Raw genomic sequence first — 19,171 nt, forward strand, 5'->3', positions numbered from 1 at the left:
GCCGGGGGTCTGCCGGCTGGCGGTGCGCCCGGGGCCGGGTCCTTGCGGGATGGCCTCCGCCCCGGGTTCCCGCCGGGTGGCGGTGCCCTTCGGGCTGGGGGTCTGCCGGCCGGCGGCGGCTTTCGGGCCGGGGCTCTGCCGGGTGGCGGTGCCTCCGGGGTCGGGTCCTTGCGGGATGGCCTCCGCCCCGGGCCCCCGCCGGGTGGCGGTGCCCTTTGGACGGGGGGTCTGCCGGGTGGCGGTGCCCCCGGAGTCGGGTCCCTGCGGGACGGCCCCCGACCCGGGCCCCCGCCGGGTGGCGGTGCCCTTCGGGCTGGGGGTCTGCCGGGTGGCGGCGGCCTTCGGGCCGGGGGTCTGTCGGGTGGTGGTGTCCCCCGACCCAGGCCCCCGCCGGGTGGTGGTGTCCCCGAGGCCGGGCTCCCGCCGGGTGGCGGTGTCCCCGGAGCCGGGTCCTTGCGGGACGGTCCCCGCCCCGGGTTCCCGCCGGGTGGCGGTGCCCTTCGGGCCGGGGTTCTGCCGGGTGGCGGTGCCCTTCGGGCCGGGGCTCTGGCGGGCGGTGGTGTCTGCGGGTCCGGCGGCCCGGCCGGCGGTGGTGTTCCCGGCTCCGGCGGGCCGGCGGGCGGTGGCTCCTGCGGTGCCGCGGGGCTGCGGGGCGGAGGCTCGGGCCGAGCCCGACGGGGGGCCGGGCACGGGCCCGGCGTGGGTGGCGGGGAGCGGCCCGGCCGTGACGAACACGGCGGCGATGCAGGCGGCACGGAGCAGGCGGCGTGACATGTGATCACCTCCAGGGCAGCCGATGCTGCCACGCCCGGTATGACAAATCCCCTAGCCAGTACGGCCAGTTCCGGACGCTCACCTGTCCGGCCCAGCCCCCGAGCCCCGTCTGGCGGTGGCACCCGAACCCGGCCCCGCCGGTGTTCGATGCGCGCGGGTCCGAGGGCCGGCCCCCTGCAGCCGCGCCCACCGGGGCCCCGCAACGCGCGGCGCCCGCAGGGGTCCGGGCGGAGCCCGGGGAACGGTGGAAGGGCGGGGCGGGGAGTCGGCTCCGCGCAGCGGGACCCGTGCCGCCGGGTCAGGGGTGCAGGAGGCGGGCCTTGGCCTCCGTGAACTCCTCCGGAGTCAGGAGCCCCTCCCGGGCCAGCTTCGCCAGCTCCGCCAGCTCGGCGGCCAGCCCGCCCGGCGGGGCCCCCGGCCCGGTGGCGGGCTCCTCCGGAACAACCGTCCCCGCCGCAGCCGTCTCCGCGGTCGCGGGAGGGGCGGTGGCGCCCGCCGCTCGGGAGAGGAGGCCGCGGAGCAGCGGCCGCCCTTCGGGCCGATCGGCCGGTTCGACCCTCACTCCGACGGGGCGGATGAACATCACGCCACCCCCGCCCGGCCGGGTCCCGCCGGCACCCGCTCCGGCGGGATCCGGACCGACCCGACGATCCGTCCGCCCGCCGCCCGTACGGCGATCGCCGCGTCCTCGGCCCACACGTGCTCCACCAGCAGCAACAGCGCACAGCTGCCCCGGTCCAGCAGCTCCGCCGCCTCCCGGACGTCCTCCGCCCCGATCAGCCGCGCGGCCTCGCGGTGCCGGAGCAGGCCCAGGAGCTCCATGAACTCGTCGAACTCCGCAGCGAGCACCTCACCCGCCGCCGTCTTCGTGACCACGAGCCCGTCGATCAGCCGCACCACGCCCGCCTTGCGCAGTCCCATGACGGCCTCGACCGCCGGCACCCGCAGCTGTTCCTCAGGGAAGGCGAGGACGATGAATTCCACTGGTCCCATTTCCGCGCTCCCACTCGTGACCGTTTCTGACGACTCTTCGGCACTCTATGACATAAGCGGACATACCATCCGTCTGCTTGCTACGTTTCCGACATGACCGCTCTGACGGCAGAGGTGGCGGAGCCCGCCCCGCCCCCGCCCACCGGCGCCACCGCGTCCCGGCGCAGAGGTCTTGAGCTGACGCTCCTCGCCGGAGCCGTCCTCATCTCCGTCCTCGGCCACCTCTACGTCGGCCTCGCCACCACCGGCCAGACCCCCCGGCCCGCCGGCCACTACGCCGCCGGCCTCACCGGCGCCGCCCTCGTCGCGCACCTCGCCGTCCGCTTCCGGGCCCCATACGCCGATCCGCTCGTCCTCCCCATCGCGGTCCTCCTCAACGGCCTCGGCCTGGTCCTCATCCAGCGCCTCGACGCGACCACTCCCGCCCACCTCACCGCCGACGCCCAACTGCGCTGGTCCGCCCTGGGCGTGGCCCTCTTCGTCCTCGTCGTCGTCCTCCTGCGCGACCACCGTGTCCTCCAGAGGTACGCGTACCTCTCCGTGGCCGCCGCCCTCGCGCTGATGCTCGTCCCCGTGTTCTTCCCGGCCGTCAACGGCGCCCACATCTGGATCCGGTTCGCCGGACTTTCCTTCCAGCCAGGGGAGTTCGCCAAGATCCTGCTCGCCGTCTTCTTCGCCGCCTACCTCGCCGCGAACCGGACCGCGCTCGCCCTCACCGGCCGCAGGCTCTTCTGGAAGCTGCGCCTGCTGCCCGGCCGCGTCCTCGGCCCGATCCTCGCGATCTGGCTGCTGAGCGTCGGCGTGCTCGTCCTGGAACGGGACCTCGGGACCTCGCTGCTCTTCTTCGGGCTCTTCGTCGTCATGCTGTTCACCGCCACCGGCCGGATCGGCTGGATCGCGACCGGGCTGCTGCTCGCCGCCCTGGGCGCGTACGCCGTCGGCACCCTGGAGCCGCACGTGCACAGCCGCGTCGAGGACTGGCTGAATCCCTTCGCCTCCATCGACCGCGGCGAGGGGCCCGGCCAGCTCGCCCAGTCCCTGTTCGCCTTCGGGGCCGGAGGGCTCCTCGGATCCGGACTCGGCCACGGCCAGTCCTTCCTCGTCGGCTTCGCCGCCAAGTCGGACTTCATCCTCGCCACCGCCGGCGAGGAGCTCGGCCTCGCCGGCCTCACCGCGATCCTGCTCCTCTACGGGCTCCTCGTGGACCGCGGGTTCCGCGCCGGGCTCGCGCTGCGCGACTCCTTCGGGCGTCTCCTCGCCACCGGGCTCGCCTCGATCGTCGCGCTCCAGGTCTTCGTCATCGCCGGGGGAGTCACCGGACTGATCCCGCTGACCGGCATGGCCATGCCCTTCCTCGCGCAGGGCGGCTCCTCCGTCGTCACCAACTGGATCATCGTCGCGCTGCTCGTCCGGCTCGGCGACAGCGCCCGCAGCCCCCACCCGGCCGGAGCGGAGGCAGCGCCGTGATCCGCTACATCCGCTGGTGCGCGTACTTCTGTGCGCTGCTGCTCGTCGCCCTGCTCGTCAACGTGGCCCGGGTGCAGGTCTGGGAGGCAGCCGCTTACGGGGCGAACCCGGCCAACAAGCGACCCGCGATCCAGCGGTACGCCGAGCCCCGCGGGGACATCCTGGTCGACGGGCGGCCCGTCACCGGATCCCGGGACAGCGGCCAACTGCTGCGCTACGAGCGGACGTACGCGAACGGGCCGCTGTACGCGCCGGTCACCGGGTTCTCCTCGCAGACGTACGGGACCAGCCTCCTGGAGCGGGCCGAGGACGCGGTCCTCTCGGGCACCGATCCGCGGCTCTCGGCGTTCCCGCTCTGGTACGACCTGTCCCGCGGGCGCCCGGCCGGCGGGAACGCCGCGACCACCGTCCGGGCCAGCGTGCAGCGGGCCGCGTACACCGGGCTGGCGGGCAAACGCGGCGCGGTGGTCGCGCTGGAGCCCGCCACAGGGAGGATCCTCGCGCTGGTCAGCAGCCCCTCGTACGACCCGGCGCTGCTCTCCGGTACCGGCGCGGGCGTCAAGGCGGCCTGGGCCCGGCTGAACGCGGACCCCGCCAGACCGATGCTGAACCGGGCGCTGCGCGAGACGTACCCGCCCGGCTCCACCTTCAAGATCGTGACGGCGGCCGCTGCCCTGGACGCGGGGGTGGTCACCGATGTGGACGCCCCCACGCAGACCCCCGACCCCTACCCGCTGCCGGGCACCAGCACCCTGCTGCCGAACGCGGGCACCGGCTGCCGGGACGCCTCGATGGCGGAGGCGGTGCAGTGGTCCTGCAACACGGTGATGGCGAAGATCGGAGTCCGGGTCGGGCTGCGCGCAATGGCGGACGCGGCGCGCCGGTTCGGGTTCAACGACGGGGCGCTGCGGGTGCCGGCCTGGGTGTCGCGGTCGAACTTCGACACCGACATGAGCCCGGACCAGCTGGCGCTGTCCTCGATCGGGCAGTTCAACACGACGGCGACGCCCCTCCAGATGGCGATGGTGGCGGCGGCGGTCGCCAACGGCGGCGAGCTCGCGTACCCCTACCTCGTCGACCGGACCACCCAGGACGACGGGGACCAGGTCCGGCGCGGGCAGCAGCGCAGCCTGGGCCGGGCGATGAACCCGGCGACTGCGCTGAGGCTGCAGGAGCTCATGGTGAAGGTGGTGGAGAACGGCACCGGGCCGGGCGCCGTGATCCAGGGCGCGGTGGTGGGCGGCAAGACCGGCACCGCCCAGCACGGCGTGGGGAACGCGGGCACCCCGTACGCCTGGTTCATCGGCTGGGCCAGGGCCGAGGGCGCGCCGCTGCCGGGGGTCGCGGTCGCGGTGGTGGTCGAGGACGCGGAGGCACACCGCGGGGACATCAGCGGCAACGGCGCGGCGGCGCCGATCGCCCGCGCGGTCATGGAGGCCGCGCTGTACGGGGCGCCGGCCCCCCTGTCCACCCCGTGAAACACCCTGCCGGAGAGCAGCCGCGGCTGATAGCCGTACAGGCATGACCAACACGACCCACGAACTGGCCCAGGTGAACATAGCCCGGCTCAAGTACCCGCTGGACTCGGCGGAATTGAAGGACTTCGTCGACGGGCTCGACCCCGTCAACGCCGTGGCCGACGCGGCCGACGGATTCGTCTGGCGGCTCCAGGGGGAGGAGGGGAACGCGACGGACGAGCGGGCCTTCGGCGACGAGTGGATCCTGGTGAACATGTCGGTGTGGCGGGACACCAACGCCCTGACCGCCTTCATGTACCAGGGCCGCCACCGCGAGCTGATGGCGCGCCGGCGGGAGTTCTTCGAGCACGTCACGGAGGCCATGGCGGTCATGTGGTGGGTTCCGGCGGGGGAGCGGCCCACGGTGGCGGACGCCGAGAAGCGGCTGCTCCACCTGCGTGAGCACGGCCCGACCCCGCACGCGTTCACCCTGCGCACATCGTTCCCGCCGGAGCCGTCGGCGTAGCGCCGGGCCCTACGGGGTGCCGGAGCCCGCGGAACCGCCCGAGCCCGCCGAGCCCGCCCGGCCGTCCGGACCTCTCGGGCCGTCCGGAGCTTCGGCGCCTTCGGCGATCGCGGCCCGCACCTCCGCCACCCGGTCCGCCTCCTCGGCCGCGAACCGTTCGCGGTCGAGGGCCTCGGCGATCTCCTCGTCCTGGCTCATCAGCAGGTCCAGGTTGGAATCGCCCATCTCGAAGACGCCCATGTCCAGGTACGCCTCCTGGAGCCGCTCGCCCCACAGCCCGATGTCCTTCACACAGGGCACGATGCGGCTGAACAGCAGCTTGCGGAACAGCTGCAGGAACTCCGACTGCTCCGTGAACTGCTCGGCCTCCTTGCGCGGGATGCCGAAGTTCTCCAGCACCTCCACCCCGCGCAGCCGGTCCCGCATCAGGTGGCAGCCCTCGATCACGAACTCCTCGCGCTCACGCAGCTCGGCGTCCGTCAGCTGCTTGTAGTAGTCGCGCAGCGCCATCCGGCCGAACGCCACGTGCCGGGCCTCGTCCTGCATCACGTACGCCAGGATCTGCTTCGGCAGCGGTTTGTCGGTCGTGTCGCGGATCACCCCGAAGGCGGCCAGCGCCAGTCCCTCGATGAGCACCTGCATGCCCAGGTACGGCATGTCCCAGCGGGAGTCGCGCAGGGTGTCGCCGAGCAGCCCCTGCAGGCTGTCGTTGATCGGGTACAGCATCCCGACCTTCTCGTGCAGGAAGCGGCCGAAGATCTCGGCGTGCCGGGCCTCGTCCATCGTCTGCGTGGCGGAGTAGAACTTCGCGTCGAGGTCCGGCACCGACTCCACGATCCGTGCCGCGCACACCATCGCACCCTGCTCGCCGTGCAGGAACTGGCTGAAGTTCCAGGCGGTGTAGTGCCGGCGCAGTTCGCCCTTGTCCTTCTCGGTGAGCCCGGACCAGTACCGGGTGCCGAAGAGGGTCATCGCCTCGTCGGGGGTGCCGAGCGGGTTGTGCGGGTCCACCTCCAGGTCCCAGTCGATGCGCTTGGCGCCGTCCCACTGCTTGTCCTTGCCCTTCTGGTACAGCGCGAGGAGCCGCTCCCGGCCCTCTGCGTACTCCCAGCTGAAGCGGGCCGCGCCGGAGGCCGGAACCTGCCAGACGCCCTCGCCCGGGTCCTTGGTGTAGAGCTCGTGCGTCGACACTGACGCCCCCTCGGCTCGTGTGTTTCCGTACGGGACTGGACGGTTGGCAGCGTCACACGTTGGTAGACGCGGGGTCAACAAGTCGTGCGCAGGGGATTGACGACCTTGCTGACAGGCAGTCTCATAACTACTGACCGCCGGTAACCCGATGAGCGAGGTATCCGAAGCCATGACGACCGTGACCGATCGGGGCGCGCTGCAGGACGCGCTCGGCCTCCTCAAGGACCGCGAGCAGATCGCCGCACGGCTGCTCGAATCCTCGGCCAAGCACTCCTTCGACCCCGACAAGGAACTCGACTGGGACGCCCCGGCGGTCGACGGCAAGTACTACTGGCCGCCCGAGCTGCTCTCCCTCTACGACACCCCGCTGTGGAAGAAGATGGGCGAGGAGCAGCGCATCGACCTCTCCCGCCACGAGGCGGCCGCACTCGGCTCCCTGGGCATCTGGTTCGAGATCATCCTGATGCAGCTGCTCGTCCGGCACATCTACGACAAGCCCCTGACCAGCAATCACGTCCGCTATGCGCTCACCGAGATAGCCGACGAGTGCCGGCACTCGATGATGTTCGCCCGCATGATCCAGAAGGCCGGAGCCCCCGCCTACCCCGTCTCCCGGGCCAACCACAACCTCGCCCGCATCCTCAAGACGGTCTCCACGACCCCGGGTTCCTTCGCCTGCACCCTGCTCGGCGAGGAGATCCTCGACTGGATGCAGCGCCTCACCTTCCCGGACGAGCGCATCCAGCCGCTGGTGCGCGGGGTCACCCGCATCCACGTCGTCGAGGAGGCCCGGCACGTCCGGTACGCCCGCGAGGAGCTGCGCCGCCAGATGCTGACCGCCCCGCGCTGGGAGCAGGAGCTGACCCGTGTCAGCTGCGGCGAGGCCGCCCGCGTCTTCTCCCTCGCCTTCGTGAACCCCCAGGTCTACGAGAACATCGGGCTCGACCGGCGCGAGGCCGTCGCCCAGGTCAAGGCGAGCGGCCACCGGCGCGAGGTCATGCAGGCCGGCGCCAAGCGGCTCACCGACTTCCTCGACGACATCGGCGTACTGCGCGGGGTGGGCCGCCGGCTCTGGAAGAGCTCGGGACTCCTCGCGTCAACTTGAGCCGGCCCCGCAGGGTCGGGCTTGGAGGCAGGGTGCAGCCAGCTGCCGCGTGGCCTCCTCCGTCTGAGCCACCTACGGGGTGGCCGGGACGCGTGACTCACGCCCCGCAGTCCACACGGTTTTGCCCTTGCGGGCGAGGTTGTGGGACGCGTTGTCGTCCGCGTGCATGACGGTCCCGCAGGACCGGCAGGCGAACGTTGCCTGGTCGACTCGGTTCCTCCGGTCGATGTATCCGCACTGGGAACATTGCCGGCTGGTGTACGCAGGATCGACGTACACCAGCGGCACCCCGGCCCGCTTGGCCTTGTACTCGATGAAACGGCCGAGCTGGTGGAAGCTCCACGAGTGCAGAGAGGTCCGCTGGTCCTTGCGGAGCCGTACCCGGCTGCTGACGCCCGTGAGGTCTTCCAGGGAGATACCGGAGCCGGTGCGTTCAGCGGTGGCGACGATGGTCTTGGCGATGACGTGGTTGACGTCGGCGGCGTGCCGGGCTTCCTTGCGGGAGCGCTTCTTGAGCAGGCGCTTGGCGGACTTAGTGCCCTTGGCCTGCAACTTCTTCCGCAGGTCAAGCTGACGGTTGCGGTGCCTGTTCAGGCCGCGCCCGGCAGCCCGGTAGCCGGTGGATGTGGTGGCGATGTTGACAATGCCGAGGTCCACACCGACGAAGGCGGCCGGGTCCTCGTTCAGCGGGGCCTCGGGTACCTCGCACACCGCGACCAAATAGAACACGCCGTCGCGCATCACCAGGTCGGACTCGCCCTTGCGGTACTTGAGGAGCGTATTGAGCGCTTCCGGAGAGCAGGAGAACCGGACGTCTTTCAACCGCCCGGCGATGGTCCAGATGCTGACGGTCCGCTGGTCGTACTGCCACGACAGACACCGGTCATCGTAGGGCTGGGCCGCCTCGGGCCGGAAGGCGATCGGCTTGGACTCTGCCTTGATCCGGCGCTTCGATCCCGGCTTCCCGAGGTTCCCGGCCCGGAGGTTGGCCCTCAACGTCGTATAGGCGTCTCGGGTCTTCTTGATCACGTGCTGGGCCGGCTGTGCGCCCAGGCCCCGGGACTTCAGCTCGGCGTAGGTGTGCCTGCGCAGCTCGTACTCGCGGGGAACGCCTCGCTCGAACGCCACCCCCGAAACCCAGTTCGCAGCATCGTTGACCGTGCGCAAGGTCGCCAACAGTGCGGCGGTCTGGCCGACCTCCGGCATCAGCTTCACCTGTGTCGCGATCTTCATGCAGATCACCGTACTGCCGCGAATCCAGGTCATCACGAAGGGAACCAAACCCCGGAATTGGTCGGCGCCGCACGGTAACCTGCGCCCTCCACGCTTACCCGTTCTTCACGCTGAGGTACCGGCGAGAAACGTTCGCGGGGGCCTTTTTCGACCGCTGCAACGAGATCACGCGGGTAGTCTGCGCCGGCTTCGAGACCGAGCCGGCATGGGCACTCTTGGTCCGCTTCGCGCCTTCGGCACCAGGAAGCGATTCCTGGGCGTGAACGCCCGGGGTTCCTCGCTAGACCAGCCTGAACCGGCGGTTTCGGGGCTACCCTGCGGGCATGACGACCGTACGCGCGTACCGCAGGCTGAGCGTCGAGGAGCGGCGGGCCCAGCTCCTCGACGCCGCCTTGTCGCTGTTCGCGCACGGGGCCCCGGAAGAGGTCTCGCTCGACGACGTCGCCGAGGCGGCGGGCGTCTCGCGGCCCCTGGTCTACCGCTACTTCCCGGGCGGCAAGCAGCAGCTGTACGAGGCGGCCCTGCGCTCGGCGGCCGAGCTCCTGGAGCAGTGCTTCGCCGAACCGCAGGCCGGCCCGCTGACCCAGCGCCTCTCCCGGGCCCTGGACCGCTACCTGGCCTTCGTCGACGAGCACGACGCGGGCTTCTCGGCCCTCCTCCAGGGCGGCAGCGTCGTCGAGACTTCCCGCACGACGGCGACGGTGGACGGCATCCGCCGGGCGGCGGCCCAGCAGATCCTCTACCACCTGGCCGTCCCGTCCCCCGGCCCGCGGCTGCGGATGATGGTCCGCACCTGGATCACGGCGGTCGAGGCGGCCTCCCTGATCTGGATCGACGAGGGCAAGCAGCCGGACGTCTCGGCCCTGCGCGACTGGCTGGTCGACCAGTTCATAGCCCTCCTGACGGCGACGGCGGCCACCGACCCGGAGACCGCGGCCGCCGCGCGGGCCGCGCTCGCCCTGGAGCCGGCGGACGGCCCGGTCGGGGTCCTGGCCCGGCGCGTGATCCCGGTGGTCTCCGAGGCCGCGCACCTGCTGTGACACTGGTGGGGTGAGAAGCGAACCCACCCCCTTCGAGGGCGGCCCCATGGACGGCCGGGTCCTCCCGATCCTCGTCGGCCCGACCGGCCACCCGCCGAAGTGGTACGAGATCCCGGTCCCGTCGGCCGACGGCGGCCCCGCGACGGTCCTGCTGTACGAGCGGGTCCCGGCCGGCTATTCGAAGCGGCTGCACCTCCAGAAGGGCTGGAAGTACACGTACGCCCCGACGGGGCAGAAACCCAGGATCCGCTGGCCCTGGACCAGACCGGCCCCGCCTCCGGCCTGATCCGGGAGGCTGCCCCCTACGGCTCCGGAGGCGCCGGCGGGGGCTCCGGGAGTGTCAGGACGGCGAGCGCCCCGCCGCCCTCCGCGCCGCGGAACACCAGCCGCGCGCCGATGACCTCCGCCTGCCCCACCGCGATCGTCAGCCCCAGCCCGTGCCCCTTGCCCGTCCCCGCACCCCCGGTCCGGAACCGCTGCGGGCCGTGCGCCATCAGGTACTCGGGAAACCCGTCCCCGTGGTCCCGTACCGTCACCATCGGCCCGTCCACCGTCAGGACCACCGGCGGACGCCCGTGCTTGTGCGCATTGGCCACCAGGTTCCCCAGCACCCGCTCCAGCCTGCGCCGGTCCGTCTCCACGTGCGCGTCCCGGACGACCACCACCTCCGTCTCCGTCCCGGACGCCCGCACCACCCGCCGTGCCAGCCGTCCCAGCTGGTGCAGGTCCGTCTCCACCACCTCGCGGCCCGAGTCCAGCCGCGAGATCTCCAGCAGGTCCTCCGTCAGCCCCCGCATCGTCCGCACCCGCTCCTGCACCAGCTGCGTCGCGCGCCCCTCCGGCAGCAGCTCCGACGCCGCCTGCAGGCCCGTCAGCGGCGTCCGCAGCTCGTGCGCCACGTCCGCCGTGAACCGCCGCTCGCTCAGCAGCTTCGCCTGGAGGGTTCCGGCCATGGTGTCGAGTGCCCCCGCCACGATCGCCACCTCGTCCTGGTGCCGGGAGGGGTCCTTGGTCCGCGGATCGTCCACGCGCGCGTCCAGATCGCCCTGCGTGATCCGCCGGGCCACCGTCGCCGTCTGGTGCAGCCGCCGCGTCACCCGTCTCACCGCGAACGCGCCCACCAGCAGCGTCCCGCCGATCGCCAGTACCGACGACCCGATGATCGCGTTGTCCAGGCCGGAGATCGTCCGCGCGCTCTGCGCGTAGTCCACGGCCGCGGCCAGGGCCTTCCCGTCCGCCGGGGCCGCCGCCCACATCGTCGGCCGGCCCTGGTACTCGGCCACCATCGTCCCGCGGTGCCCGGACACCGCCAGCGCGCGCAGCGCGGGGGGCAGCCCCGCCGGGTCGATCCCCGCGTCGGGCGGGAGGGCCTCGCCGGCCTCGTACTCCCGGGCGACGTCCCGCAGCTTCTCAAGGGCCTTGTCCCGCGCCGTCGCGACGGTCTGCCGGGTCACCTCCACGTGCACCAGCGCACCCAGCACGGCCGCCAGCGAACAGCACATCACGACGATGAAGCAGCCCGACTTCCACGTCAGCGAGGCCGTCCACGCGGGCAGCCGCCCCTTCACGGCGTCTCCTTCACGGGGTCTCCTCCGTGAACGGCTGCAGCTGCTGCGGCGCCGCCGGCGTGGGCGTCTGCCCCGGCCCCGGCAGCCTGACGATCTGCTCGCGCGCCGGCAGCATCGTCCGCTGCCTCTCGTCCCAGGACCATGCGGTGATCAGCTCGTAGCCCGGATGTCCGCTCGGCACCCGCAGGATCACGTCCCGCCCCGCCAGCTCGACGCCGACGACGGTCTGCGTGGTCGCCATGATCCGGTTGAGGCGCCCGTCCGGGTCCGCCGTGTACGCCCGTACGGACATCATCCGGTCCGGCATCTCGATGCCGACGACGAGTTCGTCCACCCCGTTGCCCGTCAGGTCCCGGTAGTACGGGGTCAGCACCGGGCACTTCCCGGGCGGCTGCCCCTCCTGCCCGCACGCCTTGATCGCGGCAGCGGTCTCCGGGGGCATCCCGTCGGCGCCGACATCGGCATCCGGGTGGGCGCGCAGCTCCGCCTGGACGAGGGCCACCGGGTCGACCGCGTGCACGTTCTGGTCCCGGACGGGCGGCATTCCCGGCACGTACTCCGGCGGTGCGCCTCCCGGTTCGGCGGGCGGCACGGAGGCCCCCTTGCGGTCCGGCCACAGGTGTACGGGGCCGCTCGCGGTCGGGGTCGCACCGGCGCCCACCAGGCCGCCGGTGTCGCCGCAGCCCGCGAGGAGGGGCAGCAGCAGCGGCAGGGCGAGGAGGGCGGCCCGGACACGGGAGGCGGCAGTCGCGAAGGGAAACGCATTCACAGCGCGCCGGGCCTCCTCTCCGCGGTACGACGGCGTTCCATCCTGGATGGCAACCTTATGCGGAGATATGCCGGTTTTCTCGGGGGCCTTGGCGGATCAGCCCTCGGTACGCCCGCGGCGCAGCAGGGCGAAGCCGAGCCCCGCGGCGCCCACGGCCGCGATACCGCCACCCGCGGCGAGCAGCAGCACGCCGTCACCCGGCCCTTCGGCCAGCGTGTCCAGGGTCCCGGAGGCGACCGTGCGGGCGTGCGGGGCCGCGGCCCGGACGACCCGGCCGTCCCGGACCCCGGTCTTGTACCCGTCGCCGACCGGAGTACGGCCGGGGCCGCCGGCCGCCCCGGCCGTGCCCGTGGCGCCCGTGGCGCCTGTGTCGCTGACCCAGGAGGAGAGCCGGCCGTCGGGCCGCAGGGCCGCGTGGAGCGGGCCGGAGCCGCCGAAGCCGGCGACGCCGTCACGGCTGGTCAGGGTGGCCGCCTTGGCGCCGTCGGCGGCCAGGATGTCGGCCTGGTAGCCGCCGCCGGCGACGCGGTAGACGTTCGCCCGGGACACGCCGTCCGCGAGGGCGAGGCTCTTGACCAGGGTCCGGGACGCACCCGCGGACTGCGCGGCCGACGCGGCGGGCACCCCTTCGGCGAGGGCGGCCGCGGCGGGCAGCGCAAGGAGGGTTCCGGCGCAGACGGTCACTGCGGCGGCTCGTACGAGAGTGCGGCGGCTGACGGTGCTCACGGGAAATCCTTCGGTCCGGTCCAAGAAGGACAAACCTAGGAGCCCGCCGTTGCAGTACAGCGATGACCTTGTAACAGGAACCCGGCAGAGTCCCGTAGAAGCCGTTACACGACCGAGAACTCCACGGGGGGATTGCCGCGAGGCGCCAGGGCTGCTCCCATGTACGGCGGGGGGTGAGGTCCATGCGCGGACTCAAGGTGCTGCCGAGCGGACGCCCCGGCCGCGGCCGGCTCTACGTCAACCTGCCCGACGGCCGGGCGGTGGCCTGGTACGACCGGCAGACCAACCGGATCAGCCTGCTCGCCGACCGGCACCGGGACGCCGTCCTGGCGGCGTTACGCCCCTACCTGGCCGGCACGTACACGGTCGGCCCGCCGCCGGTGCCCACGTCCGCGGAGCTGCGCAGACTCGCCATGCCACCGGACGAGGACCTGGCGCCGAACCGCCCCGGCGAAGCCCTGCTGGGCGAACTGGAACACGGCTCGGCGGGCACCCGGGCCCGCCACCGCCTCCGCCAGGACCTGACCGCCCAGCAGCGCATGGGCGACCTCCTCGACTCCCTGGAGCCGGACGGCTGGCGCGTGCTGCACTGCGTCCCGCTCCCGGGCCTGGGCAGCATCGACCACCTGCTCGTGGGGCCGGCGGGGATCTTCTGCGTCCGCACGCTCCCGGGACGACGGCAGCGCGCCGCCGTAGGCGACCTGCTGCTGACGGTGGGCCGCGCCGAGCCGCGCCCGGACCCGCGCTGGATCCGCCGGGCTGCCGCCGCGGCCACCCGGGCCCTGTCCGCCCCGGTCCTGCCGGCCCTGGCCCTGGTCGACGCCTCCCGCGTCGAGGTGGCCCCGACGGTCCGCGACATCCGGATCCTCGAACCGGCGACGACCCCGGCGCACCTCGTGTCGGCCCCGGCCACCCTCAAACCCCCGGACGTCGAAACCCTGTTCGCCCAGGCCCGCGACGCCCGCACCTGGCTCCCCCCGCACCCCCACCGCCCCTACCGGCCCCGCCCACGGGCCCGCGGAACCGGCACGTAGGCCGGCACTCGGCCCGGGGCCGGGCGAGCGGCCGGCGGAGCCCGGCCCGGACCCGCCCCGTGAGGCCGGAGCCGGCATCGACGCTGCCGGGACCGCGCCGCCGCACCTGTCCCGGCCCGCCGGGACGGGTGGCGACTTCGGCAGCACTGCGGACCGCCCCGCCGCACCCGCCTCGGCCCGTCGGGCCGTGGTCGGTTTCAGCCGTGCCGCGGGCCGTGCTGCCGCACGGGGCACGGCCCGTCGGGCTGTGCTCTGCTTCTGTGGGTGCCGCGGGTTGTGCTGCCGTGCCCGGCCGTCCCCGGCCGTGCCCTCAGGCCGAAGTCCGCTTCCGCGGTGTCGTCTTCTTGGCCGGCGTGCCGGCTGCAGTCGTCTTCTTCGCCGAAGCCGTCTTCGAAGTGGACTTGGACGCCGCCGACTTGTCGGACGCCCTCTTCTTCGTGCCCGCGGCCGGTGCGGCCTTCTTTGCAGCCGTCGCCGCGGTCGACTTCTTCCCGCCCACCGTCTTCGGCGCAGCCGTCGCCGACGCCGTCTTCCGGCCGCCGCCGCCCCGCCGGATCGGCGTGACCTCCGCCTCGTGCGTCTCCCCGTGGGAGGCCTTCGCCGCGCGCACGCTGTTCTCCAGCGCCGCCATCAGGTCGATCACCCTGCCCCCGCCCGGCTCGGCCCCCACCTCCGCCGGAGGCTCGAACGCGCCCTCCGACTTCGCCGTGATCATCGCTTCCACGGCCTCCCGGTACTCGTCCGTCAGCGAGGACATCTCCACTTCCCCCAGCGTCGCCATCAGCGCGTCCGCCAGGTCCAGTTCGGCCTCGCGCACCGACACCTTCCCCTCCGGAGCCACCCCCTCCGGCATCCGGATCTCGTCCGGCCACAACAGCCCGTGCATCGCGATCACATCGTCGACGACCCGCAGCATGCCCAGCCGCTCCCGCCCCCGCAGCGCGTACTTGGCGATCGCGACCCGCCGGCTCCGCTTCAGCGCCTCCCGCAGCAGCGTGTACGGCTTCGCCGCCGTCGCCCCGTTCGCCGCGAGGTAGTACGCCGCGTCCATCTGCAGCGGATCGATCTCGTCGGCCGGCACGAAGGAGACGATCTCGATCGTTTTCGCGGTGGCGATCGGCAGCTGCGCCAAGTCCTCGTCCGTGATCGGGATGATCGACCCGTCCGCCTCCTCGTACCCCTTGCCGATCTCGGCGGCCGGCACCTCCTCGCCGTCCAGCTCGCACACCTTGCGGTAGCGGATCCGTCCGCCGTCGTCCAGGTGGATCTGGCGAAAGGAGATCGAGTGGCTCTCGGTGGCGTTCACGAGCTTGATCGGAATGCTGACCAACCCGAAGGAGATCGCCCCGTTCCAGATGGATCGCACGGTTCCTCCCGTTTCATGGCAGTCTCATCGTATGACGCCGATCACCATGGTGGAGGGGCGTCGCATCCCGCTCAGCAATCTCCACAAGGTCCTGTACCCCGAGACCGGCTTCACCAAGGGCGAGGTGCTGCACTACTACGCCACCGTCGCGGGACCGCTGCTGGCCCACATCCACAACCGGCCGGTGTCGTTCCTGCGCTATCCCGACGGCCCGGACGGCCAGCTCTTCTTCACGAAGAATCCGCCGCCCGGCACACCCGCCTGGGTGAAAACCACCCCGGTGCCCCGCTCGGAGGACCTCTCCGCCGAGCAGGTCGTCGTCGCGGACCTGGCCTCCCTCATGTGGGCCGCCAACCTCGTCGTCGAGTTCCACACCCCCCAGTGGCCGGCGGGCAGCCCGGCCGTCGCCGACCGGCTGATCCTCGACCTCGACCCCGGCCCGCCCGCCACCGCCGTCGAATGCTGCGCCGTCGCACTGTGGCTGCGCGAGCGCCTCGCCGCCGACGGCCTCGACGCGTACGCCAAGACCTCCGGCTCCAAGGGCATGCACCTGGCCGTACCCCTGGAACCGACCCCGTCCGACCGGGTGTCCGCGTACGCCAAGGGCCTCGCCCAGCAGGCCGAGCGCGAGCTCCCCGACCTCGTCCTGCACCGCATGGCCAAGGCCCTGCGCCCCGGCAAGGTCTTCGTCGACCACAGCCAGAACGCCGCCGCCAAGACCACCGCAGCCCCCTACACGCTGCGGGCGCGGGCCCGGCCGACGGCCTCCGCCCCCGTGTCGTGGGAGGAGGTGGCGGCCTGCCGCACCCCCTCCGACCTGGTCTTCCTCGCCGACGACATCCCGCCCCGGCTGGCCCGCGACGGGGACCTCTTCGGCCCGCTGACCGACCCGGACCGCGCGCACCGGCTGCCGGGGAAGGCCCGGCCGTGATCCGCGTCGCCCTCGCCGCCGCCGTACGCACCCTCCCGCGCGGTGCGGGACTCGCGTACGAGCCGAAGTTCGACGGGCACCGCCTCGTCGTCGTGCGCACCGCCGAGGACGTTGCGCTGCAGGCGCGCTCCGGTCGCATCGTGACCGGCGCGTTCCCCGATCTGGCGGCCGCGGCCCGGCAGTTGCCCGCCGACACCGTCCTCGACGGCGAGGTGGTGGTCTGGCACGCCGGCCGCACCGACTTCGCCCTCGTCCAGCGGCGGGCGGCGGCCACCACCGCGCGGGCCGCCGTGCTCGCCCAGAGCCTGCCGGCCTCGTACGCGGCGTTCGACGTGCTGGAACTGGCCGGGCTGGACCTGCGCGGCCTCCCGTACGAGCGGCGCCGGGCGCTCCTGGTCGACCTGCTGCTGCCGCTGGGCCCGCCGTTGCAGCCGGTCCCGATGACGACCGACCCGGAACTGGCCGCCACCTGGTACGAGACCCTGCCCGCCAGCGGGATCGAGGGCCTCGTCGTCAAGCGGCTGGACCAGACCTATCCGGCGGGCCGGCGCGGCTGGCAGAAACTGCGGCACACGGAGGTGCGGGACGCGGCGGTGGTCGGCTACACCGGTACCCCCCGCCGCCCCCTCGCGCTGGTCCTGGTGCTGCCCGTCGGGGACGAGACCCCGCTGGTGTCGAGCCCCCTGACGGCCGCACTGCGGGCGGACGTGACGGCGGCGGTGGCCTCGCGCGAGGGCCCGGCCCGGGCCCCGGCGGGCGGGGGCGGGGCCACGGTCACGGCGATCGGGGTCGGCGAGGTCCCGTTCCGCCCGCTTGACCCGCCGCTGACGGCGGAGGTCCGGCACGCCTCGGCCCGGCACCCGCCGCCGGAGGTGCTCAGGCTGCGGACGGACCTCTGACCTGCGCCGTGGGGTGGGGCAGGTCAGGGGGGCCGGACAGGTCGGGCGGACCGGGCGCTGCGGGTGCCGGGGTCACGCGTGCCCGGTGGGTTTGTCCCGCGGCGGCTGGCCGTGGGGAGGCTGCTGCGGTCCAGGGTAGTGCGGCGGGTTCCGGTAGCCGGAATCCCGCTCGGACCGGACGTCGTCCGGGTGGCTGGAGGTGGTGGAGCCGAAGTTTCCGTAGCCCTGCATATCGTGCGGACGCAGCCCGCCCTCGGGGATCTCCACCGGGTCGCGTTCCTCCCGGACCTCGTAGACCGCGCCGCCGTTCGGCAGGTGGGGCTGGCTCTCGGCGGTCGGCGGCGGGGGTTCCTTCGCCCGGACCCGCTGGCCCAGCTTGAAGCCGGCGAGCAGGAAGCCGACCACAACAATCCCGACGACCAGGAACCACGCGATGTTGCTCGCCGTCTGGTCCAGACTCAGGGTCATGTCCATACGCGCCATTTTCCCGCATTAGTGACTGTTTCACCCGAAAGTGAGGAAGATCCCCTTATCCGACTACTGTCTCGAATCCGGGGCAGGTGTACGGACGACCGCCCCGAAGGGAGCCCGAAAATGCCCGGCGGATCTTCACCCGAACGAGAACGCCAGTACGAGCACATCAAGGAGAGCGCCCAGTTGCACGGTGTGTCCGAGCAGCGGGCGAAGGAGACCGAGGCCCGGACCGTCGACAAGGAACGGGCCCGGGCCGGCGAGCCCGAGACCGGGGGCGGGCAGCTGCTCGACGGCATCTCCTCCGCCCGGCGCGCCGACCTGCACTCCCGCCCGGGCGCGCAGGGGCCGACGTACGAACAGCTCTACGCGGAGGCCAGGCGCCGCAACATCCGCGGGCGCTCCGACATGAACAAGACGCAGCTCAAGCGCGCACTGGGAGCCTGAGAGCCGGGTCGTCTCCCTGCGGACCGACAGGTCCGCCGGGCCCGGCCGGTCCGGTTACGAAGGGACGGCCGTCCTAGCGCAGCGGCCCGTCGGAATCCCGCAGCGCCCGGACCTCGTGGCCGCCGAGCACGGCCAGGATCTCCGCACAGATGGCCAGGGCCGTCTCCGCAGGCGTACGGGCCCCCAGGTCCAGCCCGATCGGCCCGTGCACCCGCGCCAGCTCCGCCTCGCCCACCCCGGCGGCGATCAGCCCCTCGCGCCGCCGCGCGGTGGTCTTGCGGGAGCCGAGGGTGCCGACGTACGGGATCCCGAGCGCGAGCGCCGTGCGCACGGTCGGCACGTCGAACTCCGGATCGTGGCTCAGCATCACCAGGCACGCAGCGTCCCGGCGCGCGGCCAGCAGCTTCTCGGCCTCGGCGCCGGAGCCGACGAGCCCGGCCCCCCACCCCAGCAGCAGGGCCTGCGCCTCGATGATCCCGGCGAGCTCGCCGCCCCCGCCGATGACGACGTACGGCGCGGACGGGTACGCCTCCACGAACACCAGCCCGTGCTCCCCGTACAGCGCGTCCCGCCCGGCCCGGCGGGTGGCCAGCAGCTCCCCGGCCCGCCGCTCGGCATCGTTGGCGGGCACGTCCACGGCCCGGACCACCTCGCTCACCGCGTGCCCCGCCTGCTCGTCGAGCCGGGTCACGAGCGCCACTCCCACGCCCTCCGCGAGCAGGTCCCACCACTCGGCGGGCACGGCCGACAGCGGCTGGAGCAGGATCTCGGCCCGCCCGCCGCAGGTCAGCTTCGCCTCGGCGGCCTCGGCGGCCCCCACCGAGACCTCGCACACCCGCGCGGTGGCCCCGGCGGCCATGGCGCCGGCCTCCGCCACCAGCTCGGCGTCGAACACTCCCCGGTACAGGGCCCCGGCACACTCCCCGCGGGCATCGACCAGCAGGGCCCCGGCGGGATCCCGCGGCCCGAACCCCTGCTCGGCCACCGGCCGGGCCAGGAACCCCGCCCGCCCCTCGGCCACCCACTGCCGCGCCGTCTCCACCAGCTCACGCATCGCGCTGCCCCATCCTCGTCGTCAGAGCCCGCCCCCAAGCGCCAGGTCAGCGGCGCATCGCGGCCTCACCGCCAACCTATGCACGCGCTCCACCCCTACCCACCCCCCAAAACCCACAGA

The 19,171-nt window shown here is 73.2% G+C and carries 20 protein-coding genes and 1 pseudogene; 10 read left to right on the forward strand and 11 right to left on the reverse strand.

Annotated elements, in window-relative coordinates:
* The 3 genes and pseudogenes from ABTY04_RS04565 to ABTY04_RS04575 all read right to left on the reverse strand — a co-directional run.
* A pseudogene (locus ABTY04_RS04565) lies at positions 1-774 on the reverse strand (hypothetical protein); the annotation flags it as partial.
* Positions 775-1,072: 298 nt separating this feature from the next.
* Positions 1,073-1,357 carry an SHOCT domain-containing protein gene (locus ABTY04_RS04570; RefSeq protein WP_352211811.1) on the reverse strand — a complete coding sequence of 95 codons (285 nt, stop codon included), beginning with the start codon at positions 1,355-1,357 and terminating at the stop codon, positions 1,073-1,075.
* Positions 1,357-1,767: a DUF6325 family protein gene (locus ABTY04_RS04575; protein WP_352211812.1), complete on the reverse strand. Its 411-nt coding sequence runs from the start codon at positions 1,765-1,767 to the stop codon at positions 1,357-1,359. The genes ABTY04_RS04570 and ABTY04_RS04575 overlap by 1 nt, the downstream gene beginning before the upstream one ends.
* A gap of 93 nt (positions 1,768-1,860) precedes the next feature.
* Here ABTY04_RS04575 and ABTY04_RS04580 point away from each other — a divergent pair, with 93 nt between their 5' ends.
* Genes ABTY04_RS04580 through ABTY04_RS04590 form a run of 3 tightly spaced genes read left to right on the forward strand, consistent with a single transcriptional unit; the run spans position 1,861 to position 5,217 of the window.
* Positions 1,861-3,234, forward strand: coding sequence for an FtsW/RodA/SpoVE family cell cycle protein (locus ABTY04_RS04580; protein ID WP_352211813.1), 1,374 nt, complete (start codon positions 1,861-1,863; stop codon positions 3,232-3,234).
* Positions 3,231-4,712 (forward strand): penicillin-binding transpeptidase domain-containing protein, encoded by a 1,482-nt coding sequence (locus ABTY04_RS04585; protein WP_352211814.1) that lies wholly within the window; start codon positions 3,231-3,233, stop codon positions 4,710-4,712. The genes ABTY04_RS04580 and ABTY04_RS04585 overlap by 4 nt, the downstream gene beginning before the upstream one ends.
* Positions 4,713-4,755: 43 nt before the next feature.
* Positions 4,756-5,217 carry a DUF3291 domain-containing protein gene (locus tag ABTY04_RS04590; protein WP_352211815.1) on the forward strand — a complete coding sequence of 154 codons (462 nt, stop codon included), beginning with the start codon at positions 4,756-4,758 and terminating at the stop codon, positions 5,215-5,217.
* A 9-nt stretch (positions 5,218-5,226) separates the two neighbouring features.
* On the opposite strand, the gene ABTY04_RS04595 is transcribed toward ABTY04_RS04590, so the two are convergent.
* Positions 5,227-6,408 (reverse strand): ferritin-like domain-containing protein, encoded by a 1,182-nt coding sequence (locus tag ABTY04_RS04595; protein WP_352211816.1) that lies wholly within the window; start codon positions 6,406-6,408, stop codon positions 5,227-5,229.
* Between the two features lie 148 nt (positions 6,409-6,556).
* Here ABTY04_RS04595 and ABTY04_RS04600 point away from each other — a divergent pair, with 148 nt between their 5' ends.
* Positions 6,557-7,513, forward strand: a complete 957-nt coding sequence (locus tag ABTY04_RS04600) for an AurF N-oxygenase family protein (protein WP_352211817.1) — start codon at positions 6,557-6,559, stop codon at positions 7,511-7,513.
* Positions 7,514-7,585: 72 nt separating this feature from the next.
* Here ABTY04_RS04600 and ABTY04_RS04605 read toward each other — a convergent pair whose 3' ends face one another.
* Positions 7,586-8,746 (reverse strand): RNA-guided endonuclease InsQ/TnpB family protein, encoded by a 1,161-nt coding sequence (locus ABTY04_RS04605; RefSeq protein WP_352211818.1) that lies wholly within the window; start codon positions 8,744-8,746, stop codon positions 7,586-7,588.
* A 323-nt stretch (positions 8,747-9,069) separates the two neighbouring features.
* Here ABTY04_RS04605 and ABTY04_RS04610 point away from each other — a divergent pair, with 323 nt between their 5' ends.
* Entirely contained in the window at positions 9,070-9,786 is a 717-nt protein-coding gene (locus ABTY04_RS04610) for a TetR/AcrR family transcriptional regulator (RefSeq protein ID WP_352211819.1), read from the forward strand.
* 10 nt (positions 9,787-9,796) lie between these two features.
* Entirely contained in the window at positions 9,797-10,072 is a 276-nt protein-coding gene (locus tag ABTY04_RS04615) for a DUF8847 domain-containing protein (RefSeq protein WP_352211820.1), read from the forward strand.
* 16 nt (positions 10,073-10,088) lie between these two features.
* Here ABTY04_RS04615 and ABTY04_RS04620 read toward each other — a convergent pair whose 3' ends face one another.
* The 3 genes from ABTY04_RS04620 to ABTY04_RS04630 form a co-directional block, all read right to left on the reverse strand.
* The gene (locus ABTY04_RS04620; RefSeq protein ID WP_352211821.1) at positions 10,089-11,354 is read right to left on the reverse strand and encodes a histidine kinase dimerization/phospho-acceptor domain-containing protein; all 1,266 of its coding nucleotides are present in this window, start codon (positions 11,352-11,354) and stop codon (positions 10,089-10,091) included.
* A gap of 10 nt (positions 11,355-11,364) precedes the next feature.
* Positions 11,365-12,123 (reverse strand): hypothetical protein, encoded by a 759-nt coding sequence (locus ABTY04_RS04625; protein ID WP_352211822.1) that lies wholly within the window; start codon positions 12,121-12,123, stop codon positions 11,365-11,367.
* 96 nt (positions 12,124-12,219) lie between these two features.
* Positions 12,220-12,849, reverse strand: a complete 630-nt coding sequence (locus ABTY04_RS04630; protein ID WP_352211823.1) for a hypothetical protein — start codon at positions 12,847-12,849, stop codon at positions 12,220-12,222.
* A 182-nt stretch (positions 12,850-13,031) separates the two neighbouring features.
* On the opposite strand from ABTY04_RS04630, the gene ABTY04_RS04635 reads away from it, so the two are divergent.
* Positions 13,032-13,883 (forward strand): nuclease-related domain-containing protein, encoded by an 852-nt coding sequence (locus ABTY04_RS04635; protein ID WP_352211824.1) that lies wholly within the window; start codon positions 13,032-13,034, stop codon positions 13,881-13,883.
* A 310-nt stretch (positions 13,884-14,193) separates the two neighbouring features.
* On the opposite strand, the gene ku is transcribed toward ABTY04_RS04635, so the two are convergent.
* Complete coding sequence (gene ku, locus ABTY04_RS04640) at positions 14,194-15,249, reverse strand: non-homologous end joining protein Ku (RefSeq protein WP_352211825.1); 1,056 nt, start codon at positions 15,247-15,249, stop codon at positions 14,194-14,196.
* A 31-nt stretch (positions 15,250-15,280) separates the two neighbouring features.
* On the opposite strand from ku, the gene ligD reads away from it, so the two are divergent.
* Both ligD and ABTY04_RS04650 read left to right on the forward strand, forming a co-directional pair.
* On the forward strand, positions 15,281-16,180 hold the full coding sequence (gene ligD / locus ABTY04_RS04645; protein ID WP_352211826.1) for a non-homologous end-joining DNA ligase: 900 nt from the start codon (positions 15,281-15,283) through the stop codon (positions 16,178-16,180).
* Positions 16,180-17,079 (forward strand): ATP-dependent DNA ligase, encoded by a 900-nt coding sequence (locus ABTY04_RS04650; protein WP_352211883.1) that lies wholly within the window; start codon positions 16,180-16,182, stop codon positions 17,077-17,079. The genes ligD and ABTY04_RS04650 overlap by 1 nt, the downstream gene beginning before the upstream one ends.
* 72 nt (positions 17,080-17,151) lie before the next feature.
* Here the strand turns inward: ABTY04_RS04650 and ABTY04_RS04655 are convergent, their stop codons facing one another.
* Positions 17,152-17,553 (reverse strand): DUF6479 family protein, encoded by a 402-nt coding sequence (locus ABTY04_RS04655; protein WP_352211827.1) that lies wholly within the window; start codon positions 17,551-17,553, stop codon positions 17,152-17,154.
* Between the two features lie 120 nt (positions 17,554-17,673).
* On the opposite strand from ABTY04_RS04655, the gene ABTY04_RS04660 reads away from it, so the two are divergent.
* Complete coding sequence (locus tag ABTY04_RS04660; RefSeq protein ID WP_352211828.1) at positions 17,674-17,997, forward strand: plasmid stabilization protein; 324 nt, start codon at positions 17,674-17,676, stop codon at positions 17,995-17,997.
* Between the two features lie 73 nt (positions 17,998-18,070).
* Here ABTY04_RS04660 and ABTY04_RS04665 read toward each other — a convergent pair whose 3' ends face one another.
* Complete coding sequence (locus ABTY04_RS04665) at positions 18,071-19,051, reverse strand: XdhC family protein (protein ID WP_352211829.1); 981 nt, start codon at positions 19,049-19,051, stop codon at positions 18,071-18,073.
* Between the last annotated feature and the right edge of the window lie 120 nt (positions 19,052-19,171).

Source organism: Streptomyces sp. NPDC097981, from assembly GCF_040302565.1.
In the GTDB taxonomy this organism is placed as follows: Bacteria; Actinomycetota; Actinomycetes; order Streptomycetales; family Streptomycetaceae; genus Streptomyces.

Bases quoted from the DNA above. Each gene is read 5' to 3' on its own strand.
- ABTY04_RS04605 (WP_352211818.1), bottom strand. From the start codon at position 8,746: ATGAAGATCGCGACACAGGTGAAGCTGATGCCGGAGGTCGGCCAGACC.
- ABTY04_RS04575 (WP_352211812.1), bottom strand. From the start codon at position 1,767: ATGGGACCAGTGGAATTCATCGTCCTCGCCTTCCCTGAGGAACAGCTG.
- ligD (WP_352211826.1), top strand. From the start codon at position 15,281: ATGACGCCGATCACCATGGTGGAGGGGCGTCGCATCCCGCTCAGCAAT.
- ABTY04_RS04665 (WP_352211829.1), bottom strand. From the start codon at position 19,051: ATGCGTGAGCTGGTGGAGACGGCGCGGCAGTGGGTGGCCGAGGGGCGG.
- ABTY04_RS04610 (WP_352211819.1), top strand. From the start codon at position 9,070: ATGACGACCGTACGCGCGTACCGCAGGCTGAGCGTCGAGGAGCGGCGG.
- ABTY04_RS04655 (WP_352211827.1), bottom strand. From the start codon at position 17,553: ATGGACATGACCCTGAGTCTGGACCAGACGGCGAGCAACATCGCGTGG.
- ABTY04_RS04635 (WP_352211824.1), top strand. From the start codon at position 13,032: ATGCGCGGACTCAAGGTGCTGCCGAGCGGACGCCCCGGCCGCGGCCGG.
- ABTY04_RS04600 (WP_352211817.1), top strand. From the start codon at position 6,557: ATGAGCGAGGTATCCGAAGCCATGACGACCGTGACCGATCGGGGCGCG.
- ABTY04_RS04590 (WP_352211815.1), top strand. From the start codon at position 4,756: ATGACCAACACGACCCACGAACTGGCCCAGGTGAACATAGCCCGGCTC.
- ABTY04_RS04570 (WP_352211811.1), bottom strand. From the start codon at position 1,357: ATGTTCATCCGCCCCGTCGGAGTGAGGGTCGAACCGGCCGATCGGCCC.
- ABTY04_RS04580 (WP_352211813.1), top strand. From the start codon at position 1,861: ATGACCGCTCTGACGGCAGAGGTGGCGGAGCCCGCCCCGCCCCCGCCC.
- ABTY04_RS04660 (WP_352211828.1), top strand. From the start codon at position 17,674: ATGCCCGGCGGATCTTCACCCGAACGAGAACGCCAGTACGAGCACATC.